This is a genomic window from Flavobacterium sp. (genome assembly GCF_044368625.1).
Classification (GTDB): domain Bacteria; phylum Bacteroidota; class Bacteroidia; order Flavobacteriales; family Flavobacteriaceae; genus Flavobacterium.
Map to the genome: position 1 here is coordinate 1 of NZ_JBIPPD010000380.1, position 11,037 is coordinate 11,037.

At 28.6% G+C, this 11,037-nt stretch carries 29 protein-coding genes; all 29 read right to left on the reverse strand.

Going from position 1 to position 11,037, the window contains the following annotated elements; genetic code table 11:
- Positions 1-177: 177 nt before the first annotated feature.
- Entirely contained in the window at positions 178-423 is a 246-nt protein-coding gene (locus ACIQ2X_RS17205) for a hypothetical protein (protein ID WP_396180261.1), read from the reverse strand.
- A complete protein-coding gene (locus ACIQ2X_RS17210) occupies positions 420-578 on the reverse strand; it encodes a hypothetical protein (RefSeq protein WP_396180262.1) in 159 nt (52 codons plus the stop codon). Before ACIQ2X_RS17210 ends, ACIQ2X_RS17205 begins: the two co-directional genes overlap by 4 nt.
- A gap of 53 nt (positions 579-631) precedes the next feature.
- Positions 632-970, reverse strand: coding sequence for a hypothetical protein (locus tag ACIQ2X_RS17215; RefSeq protein ID WP_396180263.1), 339 nt, complete (start codon positions 968-970; stop codon positions 632-634).
- Positions 971-973: 3 nt separating this feature from the next.
- Positions 974-1,132 carry a hypothetical protein gene (locus ACIQ2X_RS17220; protein WP_396180264.1) on the reverse strand — a complete coding sequence of 53 codons (159 nt, stop codon included), beginning with the start codon at positions 1,130-1,132 and terminating at the stop codon, positions 974-976.
- A gap of 11 nt (positions 1,133-1,143) precedes the next feature.
- Positions 1,144-1,341: a hypothetical protein gene (locus ACIQ2X_RS17225; protein ID WP_396180266.1), complete on the reverse strand. Its 198-nt coding sequence runs from the start codon at positions 1,339-1,341 to the stop codon at positions 1,144-1,146.
- Positions 1,342-1,343: 2 nt separating this feature from the next.
- Positions 1,344-1,523: a hypothetical protein gene (locus ACIQ2X_RS17230; protein WP_396180267.1), complete on the reverse strand. Its 180-nt coding sequence runs from the start codon at positions 1,521-1,523 to the stop codon at positions 1,344-1,346.
- Between the two features lie 16 nt (positions 1,524-1,539).
- Positions 1,540-1,797, reverse strand: coding sequence for a hypothetical protein (locus ACIQ2X_RS17235; RefSeq protein WP_396180268.1), 258 nt, complete (start codon positions 1,795-1,797; stop codon positions 1,540-1,542).
- Positions 1,794-2,012 (reverse strand): hypothetical protein, encoded by a 219-nt coding sequence (locus tag ACIQ2X_RS17240; protein ID WP_396180269.1) that lies wholly within the window; start codon positions 2,010-2,012, stop codon positions 1,794-1,796. Before ACIQ2X_RS17240 ends, ACIQ2X_RS17235 begins: the two co-directional genes overlap by 4 nt.
- Positions 2,009-2,320 carry a hypothetical protein gene (locus tag ACIQ2X_RS17245; protein WP_396180270.1) on the reverse strand — a complete coding sequence of 104 codons (312 nt, stop codon included), beginning with the start codon at positions 2,318-2,320 and terminating at the stop codon, positions 2,009-2,011. The genes ACIQ2X_RS17240 and ACIQ2X_RS17245 overlap by 4 nt, the downstream gene beginning before the upstream one ends.
- Positions 2,317-2,532: a hypothetical protein gene (locus tag ACIQ2X_RS17250; RefSeq protein ID WP_396180271.1), complete on the reverse strand. Its 216-nt coding sequence runs from the start codon at positions 2,530-2,532 to the stop codon at positions 2,317-2,319. The genes ACIQ2X_RS17245 and ACIQ2X_RS17250 overlap by 4 nt, the downstream gene beginning before the upstream one ends.
- Positions 2,533-2,534: 2 nt before the next feature.
- Positions 2,535-2,876, reverse strand: coding sequence for a hypothetical protein (locus ACIQ2X_RS17255; RefSeq protein WP_396180272.1), 342 nt, complete (start codon positions 2,874-2,876; stop codon positions 2,535-2,537).
- Positions 2,863-3,165, reverse strand: coding sequence for a hypothetical protein (locus tag ACIQ2X_RS17260; RefSeq protein ID WP_396180274.1), 303 nt, complete (start codon positions 3,163-3,165; stop codon positions 2,863-2,865). Before ACIQ2X_RS17260 ends, ACIQ2X_RS17255 begins: the two co-directional genes overlap by 14 nt.
- Positions 3,162-3,479 carry a hypothetical protein gene (locus ACIQ2X_RS17265; protein WP_396180275.1) on the reverse strand — a complete coding sequence of 106 codons (318 nt, stop codon included), beginning with the start codon at positions 3,477-3,479 and terminating at the stop codon, positions 3,162-3,164. Before ACIQ2X_RS17265 ends, ACIQ2X_RS17260 begins: the two co-directional genes overlap by 4 nt.
- A gap of 289 nt (positions 3,480-3,768) precedes the next feature.
- The gene (locus ACIQ2X_RS17270) at positions 3,769-4,158 is read right to left on the reverse strand and encodes a hypothetical protein (protein WP_396180276.1); all 390 of its coding nucleotides are present in this window, start codon (positions 4,156-4,158) and stop codon (positions 3,769-3,771) included.
- Positions 4,148-4,558 carry a hypothetical protein gene (locus tag ACIQ2X_RS17275; protein WP_396180277.1) on the reverse strand — a complete coding sequence of 137 codons (411 nt, stop codon included), beginning with the start codon at positions 4,556-4,558 and terminating at the stop codon, positions 4,148-4,150. The genes ACIQ2X_RS17270 and ACIQ2X_RS17275 overlap by 11 nt, the downstream gene beginning before the upstream one ends.
- Positions 4,558-4,806 (reverse strand): hypothetical protein, encoded by a 249-nt coding sequence (locus ACIQ2X_RS17280; RefSeq protein WP_396180278.1) that lies wholly within the window; start codon positions 4,804-4,806, stop codon positions 4,558-4,560. Before ACIQ2X_RS17280 ends, ACIQ2X_RS17275 begins: the two co-directional genes overlap by 1 nt.
- A gap of 260 nt (positions 4,807-5,066) precedes the next feature.
- On the reverse strand, positions 5,067-5,336 hold the full coding sequence (locus tag ACIQ2X_RS17285; RefSeq protein ID WP_396180280.1) for a hypothetical protein: 270 nt from the start codon (positions 5,334-5,336) through the stop codon (positions 5,067-5,069).
- Positions 5,333-5,584 (reverse strand): hypothetical protein, encoded by a 252-nt coding sequence (locus ACIQ2X_RS17290; protein WP_396180281.1) that lies wholly within the window; start codon positions 5,582-5,584, stop codon positions 5,333-5,335. Before ACIQ2X_RS17290 ends, ACIQ2X_RS17285 begins: the two co-directional genes overlap by 4 nt.
- Before the next feature lie 57 nt (positions 5,585-5,641).
- On the reverse strand, positions 5,642-5,929 hold the full coding sequence (locus ACIQ2X_RS17295) for a hypothetical protein (protein WP_396180282.1): 288 nt from the start codon (positions 5,927-5,929) through the stop codon (positions 5,642-5,644).
- Positions 5,929-6,546, reverse strand: coding sequence for an ATP phosphoribosyltransferase regulatory subunit (locus ACIQ2X_RS17300; RefSeq protein ID WP_396180283.1), 618 nt, complete (start codon positions 6,544-6,546; stop codon positions 5,929-5,931). Before ACIQ2X_RS17300 ends, ACIQ2X_RS17295 begins: the two co-directional genes overlap by 1 nt.
- 5 nt (positions 6,547-6,551) lie before the next feature.
- Positions 6,552-7,253 (reverse strand): hypothetical protein, encoded by a 702-nt coding sequence (locus ACIQ2X_RS17305; protein WP_396180284.1) that lies wholly within the window; start codon positions 7,251-7,253, stop codon positions 6,552-6,554.
- Between the two features lie 139 nt (positions 7,254-7,392).
- Positions 7,393-7,626 (reverse strand): hypothetical protein, encoded by a 234-nt coding sequence (locus ACIQ2X_RS17310; protein WP_396180285.1) that lies wholly within the window; start codon positions 7,624-7,626, stop codon positions 7,393-7,395.
- Positions 7,607-7,762, reverse strand: coding sequence for a hypothetical protein (locus ACIQ2X_RS17315; RefSeq protein WP_396180286.1), 156 nt, complete (start codon positions 7,760-7,762; stop codon positions 7,607-7,609). The genes ACIQ2X_RS17310 and ACIQ2X_RS17315 overlap by 20 nt, the downstream gene beginning before the upstream one ends.
- Entirely contained in the window at positions 7,752-7,964 is a 213-nt protein-coding gene (locus ACIQ2X_RS17320) for a hypothetical protein (protein ID WP_396180287.1), read from the reverse strand. The genes ACIQ2X_RS17315 and ACIQ2X_RS17320 overlap by 11 nt, the downstream gene beginning before the upstream one ends.
- The gene (locus ACIQ2X_RS17325) at positions 7,942-8,403 is read right to left on the reverse strand and encodes a hypothetical protein (RefSeq protein ID WP_396180288.1); all 462 of its coding nucleotides are present in this window, start codon (positions 8,401-8,403) and stop codon (positions 7,942-7,944) included. The genes ACIQ2X_RS17320 and ACIQ2X_RS17325 overlap by 23 nt, the downstream gene beginning before the upstream one ends.
- Positions 8,404-8,492: 89 nt before the next feature.
- The gene (locus tag ACIQ2X_RS17330) at positions 8,493-9,260 is read right to left on the reverse strand and encodes a hypothetical protein (RefSeq protein WP_396180289.1); all 768 of its coding nucleotides are present in this window, start codon (positions 9,258-9,260) and stop codon (positions 8,493-8,495) included.
- 39 nt (positions 9,261-9,299) lie between these two features.
- Positions 9,300-9,455 (reverse strand): hypothetical protein, encoded by a 156-nt coding sequence (locus tag ACIQ2X_RS17335; RefSeq protein WP_396180290.1) that lies wholly within the window; start codon positions 9,453-9,455, stop codon positions 9,300-9,302.
- 1 nt (position 9,456) lies between these two features.
- Positions 9,457-9,975, reverse strand: a complete 519-nt coding sequence (locus ACIQ2X_RS17340) for a hypothetical protein (protein ID WP_396180291.1) — start codon at positions 9,973-9,975, stop codon at positions 9,457-9,459.
- An 89-nt stretch (positions 9,976-10,064) separates the two neighbouring features.
- Entirely contained in the window at positions 10,065-10,997 is a 933-nt protein-coding gene (locus ACIQ2X_RS17345; protein WP_396180292.1) for a dATP/dGTP diphosphohydrolase domain-containing protein, read from the reverse strand.
- Between the last annotated feature and the right edge of the window lie 40 nt (positions 10,998-11,037).

Sequence of the window (11,037 nt, forward strand, 5' to 3'; positions counted from 1 at the left end):
ATAGTATCTTCTAATTGGTCTTTATCTAAATACTCTGTCCATCTATTTAGAAAACCTTCTGCTGTTATATCTCCTATTTGTGTTATATAGAATATATAATTGTCTTCATCTTCTTTATCTATTTGGAAAGTTATTCCTTTTCTTTTTATTGTCTGTTCTTTCATCTTTTTGCGGAAATTATGTAAACAGTAATCCATAAGATTTATTGCTATATGTTATCTCTTTAGGCTTACTATTGTGGTTTAATAAGTCTATTTTTAGCTTTCCTATTTCTTTGTAAGCTGTTAAAGATTCTAACTGTTGTTTATAATATTTTTCTTTCTGTTTATTCTTTTTACGCCGCGAAAGTAAAAGTAGTTTATTACAGATGTCTTCTCTATTTACTAATAAATGTTTTAATTGGTCAGGGTGTGTGTATTTCATTCTTCAGCTCCATTATTTAAACAACACTGTACAACCCCTCTTGAAAATTCATCTGTGAATATTATCCAATCATCAAACATATTTTGAGGGCATTCTCCTTTTTCTATTTCCTCATAGGCGTAGTTATAACCTTTTTGATATTTATCTATATTCATTTTTAAGTGTGTTTGATTCTTCTTTCATCTGTTTTTATTTTTTATGCGGCAAATTATAAACTATTTATAAACCCCTCAATTTCCTCATCTGATTTTCCACCAATAATGTTTCCGTAATTTGTGTGGTATTTATTAAAGTCAATTGCTTTTTTAATATCTTCTAAATTATATTGTTTTTCCAGGAATCTTTCTGTATCAGGTAAATCACATTTAAAATAATCATCTTCTTCTGCATATCCGTGTTCTAAAAGAAATCCTTCAAATTCAAAATATACTCTTAGAAATTTCTGTTTATCTATCCTACCCATATAAAAGTCAAACATTGTTTTTCTTATTGTGTTTGCTACTTTTATTAGTTCTTCTTTGCTTCCGTAGTCTGTTTCTTTTTTCATTTTTTAATCTTCTCTTTCTCCATCAAAAGATATTTTAATACAACTTCCGTCTTCTACTATTTGTCCTATATTGTCCCAACCTATTAAATCAGGTTCTGTTAGTATTACTATTTTATCCTGGTCGTATTTACTTAGTTCTTGAATTAATTGTTTTACTGTCATTTTTTCTGTTTTTATTTATTTTTTTCGCCGAAAATAAAATTATAAGTATCTAAAACTGCTTCATACTCTTTCTGCGCCAAATATAAAGTCTCATCTTCTACCTCAGCTTGAAAAGATACATCAAATCTTTGTTGTTTATCACAAACAGATTTTGCATCTAAATACTTTTGTTTATATTCTTCTAATTTAATTTTAAATTTTTCTTCCATAATTACTCCATTATTGCTAAATAATAATCCTCTGTTTCTGACATCTGTTTTAAATATCTTTTTTCTAATTGTTTTATGCGCCCAACTAAAGAAAATAAATCTTTATCATCTTCTCTCGGTATTTTTAAATCATCTAAATACATGTGAGCACATTCTGCTTCTTCTTTATAAAAATCTTCCATAATTTTATTTTTCCGTTTAAATATCTTCTCTTACCCAATCTTTAATATCACTAATCATATCTCCTTTGTAATTTAAACCTATCATACTGCTCATTAAATATTCTGTTTTATATCGTTTATAAATATTCGAAGTAGATGATAGTTTCACTACTAACCTATCCCCTTTTAAAATATTGTAATCTGCGTAATATATCTTACCTTTTTCTGATAAATTATTTCTACCTGGCTGATAATACAATCCTGTTGGTATGTGTTTTAGTTTGTAGGGTTTCATTTTATTCTTCTTTTACCGCCGAAATTAGATTTAGGCTCATTTAAACATTTACCTGTATTAGTTGAAAATAGATAATATTCTTCTCCATTTTCTGTATCAAAATAGTGATTCTGCAATGTTATCCCTTCTCTTGTCACAGTTCTTACTGTCACCTGTTCTTCTGACGTTACCCCAAAACAGTCAAAGTATAGTGTTATTTTATCTCCTTGTTTCATAATAAATCTAATTTGTTAGCTCTTTTTAAAAGTGTTTTTACTTTCTTGTAAGTTTCTTTCCAATTATATCCTTTTTGTCTCAGTTCTTTTTTACATTCCTTTTTAAATTCTTTTTTGCCGACCTTTAAAGCCCAAGGTATCCCGTCCCAAAAAATAGTGTCTTCTGAACTTCCATTTGTTATTTGAATATACCCTGATTTATGTAAAGGTTCATCTTCTTTATGTTTTGTCAAATCTTCTTTTACCGAAATATTTAATTCTACTTCATCTAAATAGAATTGTACGTATGTTTGGATTTTATCTTTCATTTCATCGAATCTATTTTACGTTGCATTTCCTCTAACAGTAAATCTGTTTCTTGAATGCTTTTCTTCGTTGATAAATAATCTTTTGTTCTTATTAATCTCTCTATGTTTTCAATTTTTTGCGCGGATTTTTCTCTTTCTACATACCCAAAAGATAAAATAAGAACTGAGAAACCTATTAAAACTGACAGTATAAACTGTGGTACTTCTTTCATAACTAACTAATTATATTAAATCTACAATATTTATCCCAAGCAATCATTTTTCTCAAAATTAAATTCTTTTCACTAAATCTAAAACTGCCCGTTAAAATATATTTCAAAAAGGCTACGATATATAAAATTAACACACAAAATAAAAACGGTAAAAACGTTATTCTTAATTTAGGTTTATTTTCAGGATAATCTTTTACATAAAAATTTCCTTCAAAAATAGCTGTACTTAGTTGTTGCCAATAATGCGTTTTCTTAAAATCCTCTACAAACTGATTTCCTGTTGTATACTTAATCTTCTCTAAAAATTCTTGAGGGTATACTTTCTTTACTTTACTTATTATCATATCTTATAAATCGTTTTATGTTTCCTTCTACTAATTTTATTTTTTGTAATATATTACCTGAATTAAACGACCGTCCTTTTTCCATGTGCGATATAAGTTCTGCTTTTGTTTTAAAAAGGTCATCTTCTGGTAAATCAAATATTCTTCCATCACAATAAAACTCATATTCAATGTATGTTGTTGAATTATCCGTATAAGTTTTAATATCCTTTAGTATACCTTTTTGTAATTTATTTTGAGTTATTGCCCAAACTTCTTGATTTATATCGTATTTAGTTTCTATTTTCATAGTAGTCTTTTTATTACTTCTTGTTTTTGCTGTTCAAATTCCTCTTTTTCAATTTTTATACCCGAAATTCCGCGAATAAAAGCTGAAAAAGCATAAGGTGACTCTTCCTCTCCAAAAATAATAGAATCTTTTTTAACTCTAATCCCCCAAACGTCAGAAAAGTTTTCTACTTTTTCATAAAAGTAGTAAATTACATCTTCATCTTCTTCTAATACCATCTTGTAAAATACGGCATTAGCGTCAACAAAATAATACTCTCCTGGACTAACTTCTATTTCTTCTGTTACTACTTCTTTTGTCTTAGTTATTTTCATACTTTTAATTTTGGTATTAGTGTTTTTTCTATAAAGTCTCTACAATATCTTTGTAATCCTTTCTGTCTCTCTTTTATTCTTTTTAGCCGCGATTTTTTAAATTGTTTTCCGTTCATATTGGTTTAATTCTTTTTTAAACTTATCCTCTTTAAAATTCTTAATCAAGTTATTACAAAGAAAAACTTTATTACCATCTACTAAAAAACTTCTTTCAATTTTAATAGGGTAAGGTTTTATAAAATCATTTACCCAAATATTGTTATTATATTCAATTAATATGAGATTAAAATTATTTTCCATACTGCTCAAGGGCTTCTTTTAATGTTTTTTCCGCCGATTTAACTCTCTCTTTTAACTCGGCTAAATGCTTTTCTTCTGCTTGTTTTCTTTCTTCGGGCGATAAAATAAAACGAGCCAAAGAAATGTTAACAGAATGATTAGAAAGACAGAAGTCATACCAATTCAACAACTGCTCTTCTGTAATACCTAACTTATAACAAACTAAAATGTCTGAAAAATTAAACCAATAATCGCCATAACTAAAAACCCCACCAATCTCATCAGCTACATAGAAGTAATAAGGGTCTACATCATCAAAATAATCATACAAAAACTGATTTGTTAGTTTTATAGTTTGATTTTCCCATTTTTCTATTTCTAATTTTATTTTATCCTTCATACACATTTGTTATTATTCCGTTCTCTATTTCTAAGTTTAATCTGTCATAATATATATCATCTGTTACATAAATATCTTGACCATCTATTTTGACTATTCTATAATCTCTGTCTTTTAATTCTTTTCGCGCGGAAATTAATGTTTGTCCTACAAGATTTTGTCTAAAAATCTCTTCTCTAATATCTCCAATACTATAAATACCTTGCGCAGAATTATCCAAAGGATAAACTTTTAAATTATCAGGTAGAAACTCTACTAAATCATTTGTCCACCTAATTCCTGTTCCATTACCTCTAAAAGCGACTTCAATAAAATCATCGTCTTTCCACTGTTCTGTTAAACAATCATCAACTAAATCAATATCTTGTTTTAACCTACTTATTCCAAATGTTGTACTCATTATTTTATAAATTCTTTTAAATCCACTGCGTTTAAGATGCTGTCTTTATCTACTCTAGCATCATACCAACTTCCTGAATTACCGCTTTTTTCTGTTTTAGCTTTTTCCGCCACAATTTCTAAAAGTTCTTTACATTTTAATTCTGCAAATTCTTTCATTACTTCCTTAATTACAAAGTAATGACCCTCTTTTAAATTTGTTTGGTCAGTCTGTGACAACCACTCTTCTAATATTTCTTCTGCTGTCATAGTTTATAATTTGTTATGTTCGGAATGAATTCAACTTGTGGAGATGCATCTAAAGGCATAATACCTGTCTTTCTCATAAGTTTAATTATATTTTCAATTGTTTCTTCAGGTATACAGGCTACATCAATTATAAGATATTCTCCTAAATAGTTATATTGTAATCCTAAGATTGGGTCATAGTAAAAGTTCATTGTTTTAAGTTTATTTTTAGCCGTTATAAGTTATGTTTTTTATATTTTTGGTAGTCTTATATACTTTAATTAAAAATTTACGTTTAAATCTTCTATTTTTAGTTTGTTATCTTCTTTTCTAAAACACATTTCTAATTCTTTTTCAAAAGGTTTATTAACCTCATCAAGTTTATCCGCAATAAGTCTTAAAAAATGACTACTCCAACATGAAGCAAGATAGTTATCTACTCCCCAAAAATAAAATTCACCGTTAACATCTAATTTAAATGTTCCAAGGTATTTATCTTCTCCAAAATAGACAGAATATTCTTTTATACTTCTTTTCTCTAAATTTATCATTTTTTATATTCATAAGTTTTTTCAACAATATCCCACTCTAAAACTTTAACAACAGGTGTTTTAGAAATTCTATCTAAATCTACAGCGTTTTTCCATTTTTCTCCTTTTTTATAAGGATGTTTACACTCTACTATTGGTAACTTATCTCCAACAACTTGAAAACCCACTACTTTACATTTTAAAACTCCCCAATCAGTTGGTTTTACATAAACCTCTTCTCCAATTGTGTATCCGTGATTACTTTCCATAATTTCTAATTTTATTCTGCAAATATAACTCTTTATTTCTTAACTACCAAACTTTTTCTAAATTAATTTCATTTCTGTTTCAAACTGTTTTTTAATTTTTTCCGCGCAAACTAAAGGTTCATCAGGAATATGTAATAAATGTATTAAATTATGCAAAATACCATCATCACCAACTAAATGTTCATTTGGAATTTCTTTTAAAAAACTAATCACACAAGCTAAATGTAATACTTCAGGAAGCCGCGCTAAAAAAGACTGTAAAGAAAGAGAACAGATTTCATTATACTTATCTCTCAACTCTACATAAGATAGATTATATTTATTTCCATTTACTAGGTATTCCATTATTCTGAAAGTTTCATTAATCTGTCCAAACCTATTGCAAAACCAATTCCGCCTTCATAAGCTCCACCACCACAAACCGATAAACCGCTTTTTCTATGTTGTATTTCAAAAGTAAAATCTTTATAATAATCTAATCCTCTAATATTGTTCAAAATTAATTCAAAGTCATTTGTATTATAGTTTAACAAATCTCCCGCTAAAGCAGTTAAAGTTATTGACCAATCTCTTGTAGGGTTTAATATTTCAACACCTAATTGAGTAAACTGTCTCCAACGCCCTAACTGTGGGTTATCTCCTCTAAAACATTCGGCAACATAAAATAATTTAACATCTTTATCGTTTTTAAAGTAAGTTTGAGCTAACTGTTGAATAACTGCTGTATATTCAGGTGCTAAACATAAATCTCTACCGCCTTTATCAGTGAGTTTATACATTCTGTGGCTATTTTCTTCTCCTACTTTCCCAAAAAATACACTTGACTGTTGAATAATAGGAACTTGTATTTCTTGAAAACCTTGTTCTTTTAACTCAGCAATCATTTTATTTACCAAATCTCTTTTTTCGTTTCCGAGTAATATTCTTGTACCTTTGTAACAATTATTTTTTATTTCTTTCATTAATTTTAATTTGTTATTAGTAAAGTTCCTATAACACCTGCTGTAATTCCTATAAGTATTTGGTCTACTCTTGGTTTTTTAACTTGCTTTGTTAGGTTTTTATTTAACTTATCTTTTAGTTCGCTGTTTTCTTTTTCTTTTTTAATTTGTTCTTCCGCCGAAATAAGCATTGTAGTTTGATTAAAATTAATATCTTCCAACTCTGAAATAATATTATCTTTATTTTCCAACTGTTTATCTTTTTCTGCAACTTCTTTTTCCAAGCTGTCTTTTTCTACAATATCTGAAAGTACTTTATTGGGAATATTTCCTAAAAGATTAACAGAAATATCTGTTGCTACTACCTTATCTGTTTTGTAGATTGTTCTTAAAGTATCTGCAACTTGTGCTAAAGTCTTATTTTCAACCTGTTTTTTAATCTTTTTGCGCGATTTTTTTAAGTCTTTTACTTTTTGTTCTGACTTTTCATTTTCTTTTTTAAGTGAATCAACTTCTTTTTGTGATTTTTCATTAAGCGCAAGCAACGAATCTTTTTCTCTAAGCCGAGATTCTTCAAAGATTTTCAAACCGTCTTCTGCTGTTTTAATTTTTTCTTCTAAAATAATTTGTTCTTTTAAACTGTTTCTTTGACACGTTACTAAAGTTATAAGCAAAGCAAATGCAATCGCTACTCCTATTCTAATTAAATTTTTATTCTTGTTTTCCATTTTTTATATAGTTTATTAATTCTTCCGCAAATATATAAATTATTTTCGAGACTACCAAACAAAAAAGAGAAAACTTTTCAGAAATTTACTTCTTACTCAATTTTCTCTTAAAATAAATAAAGTGAGGTATGGAAAACTTTTAGTCTGCCCAACGTAAAATCTGCTTGTCAATGATATAACTTTCATCGCCAAAATCAGAAGTGCCTCCAACTTTTAGCTTGTCACCAACCGCAATCTGCTTTTTAGTACCTTGCTTAAAATCTTCTCCAATGGCTAAAACTTTAACTATTCCTCTAAACTCACCTTTAGAATCCATGGCAGTCTTTTTTTCTAATATTTTTTCAACTAATATTCTATCCCCAAATATATCCATCTTGTTGACTGTTTAAAGCTTTATGCTGATTAATAAATTCTATTTTATCTAAAATCCAATCACCTGTCATACCTTCATATATTTCAAACAGGTCTTCTGATTTTTTAAGCCTTTCATAAACCTCTTTATAACTCATATATTTTATTTTCTATTACTTTTAAATCTTCTTCAGTTAACTCTTGTATTTTTTTTGGTAAAATTATTTCAAATCCCTTACCATCTTTTTTAACTTTTATTGCGTCTGCATTTATCCACTGATTCTCCTCTACATTAAAATATTTTGTCTTACAAAAACTTACAAAACTACATCTTGTGTTATTTTTTATCTGGTTCAGCATTTACTTTTAAATTTAATTCTTCTTTTTCCTGCATTTCTTTTTTTAATGTCTCAATTAAAACTGTTCTTCCCGCCTCTGCTTCTCTATTGTGAAGTTCCACCATACGTCTTTTAAATTCTAAAAGACTAAGTAAATTTCTAAATTCAATTTGAGCATCTTCAGGATAATTTGAAGTTAAACTAAAACACTCTACTAAATTACTTGGAGTAAATGTTCTATTAGCGTCAAAAATGTAAGTTAGCTCCTTTTTTTGTTCTTCTGTTGGGTTGTCGACAGGTTCTCCGTCTTTGTCAATCCATTTGTAGTGTTTAGGTAGGCAGTATCCTGAAAGTGTGTTTAAATATGTGTCAACTGCATTCTCACTTAATAAGAAGTCAATACCTTGTATTTCTATTTTTTGTTCAGGTCTAAATGAACTGTTTTCTATTGTTTTTTTCATGTTTTTTAGGTAAACCCACTCTCAAAAGATTTTCATCTCGCCAGGGAAATGCCCTAGCCTTGAGTGGGTGTTTTTAATTATTTAATTTTTTAAAATGGTAAAGGTTGAAAATCAGCTTCTGTTTTTAATTCTCCTGCTGTTGGGAACGCTTGTTCAGGAGTTTGTGGAGGTACTGCGTTTTGCACTTGTGCTTCTGCTTTTGGTTGTGGTGCAGGTACTTCCGTACTAGGTTGAAAATGGTTTGCAAATTGGGTATATAAAAAGTCCAATCTTTTATCTCGGCTTGTTGTTTCTTTACCCTGTACCTTAATTTGTTCAGTTGGTGGTAACTTTGGGTCATCGTTTTTAAATCTTGGCTCTACTTTACCCTCTGATGTTTTTAAAGAAATACCCTGCGTATAAGCTTTAATTTTTTTACCGTTAATTTCAAACTCATTAGGTATAGCATAAGGCATAAAAGTGAATTCTTTTGTTGTGTCTACGTTTAACAACCTATTTAAAAGATTTTCCGCATATTTTGAATAAAATTTTACTTGTAAAATACTAGTATCCCCATCACTATCTAAAACAGTTAAATTAAGATTAGTACCATTATCGTTTTCATGTTTTTCCTGTGATTGAATAACCCCTGTTAAAGAATCGTAAAAAACAGTAAATGGATAATCCCCTGTTGCCTTATTTACATATTTTTTTCTTAAATCTACTTGTTCAACTGCTTGAACTTTTGATTTTAAATCTGCTTCTGCAATTTCTGTAAAGTCTTGTGGGACTTCTTTTTGCTTTGTTGAAATTTTACCATAAGAAACATTGTAATAGTTTCTTTTTCCATTGTTTGTTGAGCCTGTGTTTGCTGCCATTGTTTACGTGTTTAAATTTGTTACGTGATTAATTATTGTTTATATTAAGTCTATAATATTTGTTGAGTTTAGATAATTTTTCAATAACTCTAAAATACCTACTGTTTCTAAAGTAGATAATTCGTGGTCTAATATTTCTAGTGTAAGGTCTCCTTCTTCCTCATCATAAGAAAACTGTAAATTCATTGTTTTCATATTATTCTATTTCTTTATCTAAAATGTCCTCATTATATTTTTGTTTTCGGCGCAAAAAAGACTGAAAAGACAGTTTTAATTTCTCCCACCAACTCATACTAAGCAACTCTATATAACTGTCAATTTCAAATACATCTTCTGCTACATTATAAACTATACCACTTTTAGTGTAAACTCTTGTTGTTCCATCTAATGTTGCCACAAAACTATCTATGTTATCTAAAGGGATAAACATAGGAACGGTTAATTCTTCTATCTCAGATTCTTGTAAAAATATATTTCCATCTTCGTCAATTTTTGAACTTGAATTATTTTTATAGAATTCTCTCTCTTCTTCTTCAAAATGTTTTGGTACTTTACCTGCTACATCTTCATAAAATTCTCTAGTGTGTCCGTGTTCATCTTTAAAAACTCCAAAAGTACCTAAAATCTCTTTTTCTAAAGCATCATCAATCTTTTTTTGACCTTCTTCAGATGGTACAGTTATTAAGGCGTTTAATAATATTGTTTTAATTTTCATAGTACAAAAGTAAGTTTTTTATTTTAATTATGCAAATTTGTTAAGAAATATTTAACTTTCTTTGTTGGTAAATCATCTGTATACAATCTTTATTTATTTTCTTGAATCCATAATTGAAGTTCAGCTAGGGCATTCCATGCGACATGATAAGTATGTGGTAACCCACTCTCTAAATCATTGCCTTGTTCTAATCTATGTCTTAGTCCTGCATCTGCGTATGTCTTACTTCCACCATAAACTCTTTGGTAATTTAAGAAATCAAAATCACTCTCTTTATATTTCTGATGCCCATATTCTGAGCATTTTGCAATTGCCTCTAAAGCTTTTGGAAACTGTTTAAATAGTAATGAAATTTGCGGTTTGTTTTTGTTTGTTTTTTCACCAAGTAAATTACAATCTTTATCAAAAACTAATTCTTTTCCTTTTTCTGAAACAACTAAAGGAGTATTAGCTTTTAGACGAGTACTGTGACCTTTTGTATTTTCTTTTTGCGCCGAGTTTGGGTAACAACTAATACAATCTCCTTGACCACATTTTGTAAATAAACAGTTAGGTTTTACTTTATTCTCTTCACTGTATTTACCGCAATAACACTCTTCTTTACTTCTACAACAGCTTTTAAAATTTTGAGTGGATTCTAAAACTTCATCTAAAAACATAGCTGATTTCTTTTCTTGTTGTGCATCATTAATTACATTTTCTATGTGTAAAGTTAATCTTTTTTGTGGCGGTTTATTTATATCTCCTACTATTTTTTCGCCTCTTATCATATTACCATCAGAAAGGGAGCTTACATTATAAAGATAAACAGTATTATTAATTTGCTCTTTGTGGTTATCTTTTTCGCGCGAAAAAACATTAAAAAACAGATTTTCTTCATCTACTAAAACATAATTAAGCTCTGAAACCAACTCTAAATTAGGTTTAGTGTTTCTTTTAAGTTGTGTAATATGTTCTGCTAACTTTTCTTTTGTAGTTAAGCTGTACTTTTCTAAATAGTCTTTAATTTGTTGTTCTGTCATTTTACTTTGTTTAAAAATTGAGAGGTTGCACGTTTGTACT

Excerpts from the sequence above, each read along its gene's own strand:
- ACIQ2X_RS17265 (WP_396180275.1), bottom strand. The coding sequence starts at position 3,479 with ATGAAAATAACTAAGACAAAAGAAGTAGTAACAGAAGAAATAGAAGTT.
- ACIQ2X_RS17345 (WP_396180292.1), bottom strand. The coding sequence starts at position 10,997 with ATGACAGAACAACAAATTAAAGACTATTTAGAAAAGTACAGCTTAACT.
- ACIQ2X_RS17255 (WP_396180272.1), bottom strand. The coding sequence starts at position 2,876 with ATGATAATAAGTAAAGTAAAGAAAGTATACCCTCAAGAATTTTTAGAG.
- ACIQ2X_RS17260 (WP_396180274.1), bottom strand. The coding sequence starts at position 3,165 with ATGAAAATAGAAACTAAATACGATATAAATCAAGAAGTTTGGGCAATA.
- ACIQ2X_RS17340 (WP_396180291.1), bottom strand. The coding sequence starts at position 9,975 with ATGAAAATTAAAACAATATTATTAAACGCCTTAATAACTGTACCATCT.
- ACIQ2X_RS17245 (WP_396180270.1), bottom strand. The coding sequence starts at position 2,320 with ATGAAAGATAAAATCCAAACATACGTACAATTCTATTTAGATGAAGTA.
- ACIQ2X_RS17275 (WP_396180277.1), bottom strand. The coding sequence starts at position 4,558 with ATGAGTACAACATTTGGAATAAGTAGGTTAAAACAAGATATTGATTTA.
- ACIQ2X_RS17285 (WP_396180280.1), bottom strand. The coding sequence starts at position 5,336 with ATGATAAATTTAGAGAAAAGAAGTATAAAAGAATATTCTGTCTATTTT.
- ACIQ2X_RS17205 (WP_396180261.1), bottom strand. The coding sequence starts at position 423 with ATGAAATACACACACCCTGACCAATTAAAACATTTATTAGTAAATAGA.
- ACIQ2X_RS17320 (WP_396180287.1), bottom strand. The coding sequence starts at position 7,964 with ATGCTGAACCAGATAAAAAATAACACAAGATGTAGTTTTGTAAGTTTT.
- ACIQ2X_RS17240 (WP_396180269.1), bottom strand. The coding sequence starts at position 2,012 with ATGAAACAAGGAGATAAAATAACACTATACTTTGACTGTTTTGGGGTA.
- ACIQ2X_RS17305 (WP_396180284.1), bottom strand. The coding sequence starts at position 7,253 with ATGGAAAACAAGAATAAAAATTTAATTAGAATAGGAGTAGCGATTGCA.
- ACIQ2X_RS17330 (WP_396180289.1), bottom strand. The coding sequence starts at position 9,260 with ATGGCAGCAAACACAGGCTCAACAAACAATGGAAAAAGAAACTATTAC.
- ACIQ2X_RS17220 (WP_396180264.1), bottom strand. The coding sequence starts at position 1,132 with ATGACAGTAAAACAATTAATTCAAGAACTAAGTAAATACGACCAGGAT.
- ACIQ2X_RS17310 (WP_396180285.1), bottom strand. The coding sequence starts at position 7,626 with ATGGATATATTTGGGGATAGAATATTAGTTGAAAAAATATTAGAAAAA.
- ACIQ2X_RS17300 (WP_396180283.1), bottom strand. The coding sequence starts at position 6,546 with ATGAAAGAAATAAAAAATAATTGTTACAAAGGTACAAGAATATTACTC.
- ACIQ2X_RS17230 (WP_396180267.1), bottom strand. The coding sequence starts at position 1,523 with ATGGAAGATTTTTATAAAGAAGAAGCAGAATGTGCTCACATGTATTTA.
- ACIQ2X_RS17315 (WP_396180286.1), bottom strand. The coding sequence starts at position 7,762 with ATGAGTTATAAAGAGGTTTATGAAAGGCTTAAAAAATCAGAAGACCTG.
- ACIQ2X_RS17250 (WP_396180271.1), bottom strand. The coding sequence starts at position 2,532 with ATGAAAGAAGTACCACAGTTTATACTGTCAGTTTTAATAGGTTTCTCA.
- ACIQ2X_RS17235 (WP_396180268.1), bottom strand. The coding sequence starts at position 1,797 with ATGAAACCCTACAAACTAAAACACATACCAACAGGATTGTATTATCAG.
- ACIQ2X_RS17215 (WP_396180263.1), bottom strand. The coding sequence starts at position 970 with ATGAAAAAAGAAACAGACTACGGAAGCAAAGAAGAACTAATAAAAGTA.
- ACIQ2X_RS17210 (WP_396180262.1), bottom strand. The coding sequence starts at position 578 with ATGAATATAGATAAATATCAAAAAGGTTATAACTACGCCTATGAGGAA.
- ACIQ2X_RS17280 (WP_396180278.1), bottom strand. The coding sequence starts at position 4,806 with ATGACAGCAGAAGAAATATTAGAAGAGTGGTTGTCACAGACTGACCAA.
- ACIQ2X_RS17290 (WP_396180281.1), bottom strand. The coding sequence starts at position 5,584 with ATGGAAAGTAATCACGGATACACAATTGGAGAAGAGGTTTATGTAAAA.
- ACIQ2X_RS17270 (WP_396180276.1), bottom strand. The coding sequence starts at position 4,158 with ATGAAGGATAAAATAAAATTAGAAATAGAAAAATGGGAAAATCAAACT.
- ACIQ2X_RS17225 (WP_396180266.1), bottom strand. The coding sequence starts at position 1,341 with ATGGAAGAAAAATTTAAAATTAAATTAGAAGAATATAAACAAAAGTAT.
- ACIQ2X_RS17335 (WP_396180290.1), bottom strand. The coding sequence starts at position 9,455 with ATGAAAACAATGAATTTACAGTTTTCTTATGATGAGGAAGAAGGAGAC.
- ACIQ2X_RS17325 (WP_396180288.1), bottom strand. The coding sequence starts at position 8,403 with ATGAAAAAAACAATAGAAAACAGTTCATTTAGACCTGAACAAAAAATA.
- ACIQ2X_RS17295 (WP_396180282.1), bottom strand. The coding sequence starts at position 5,929 with ATGGAATACCTAGTAAATGGAAATAAATATAATCTATCTTATGTAGAG.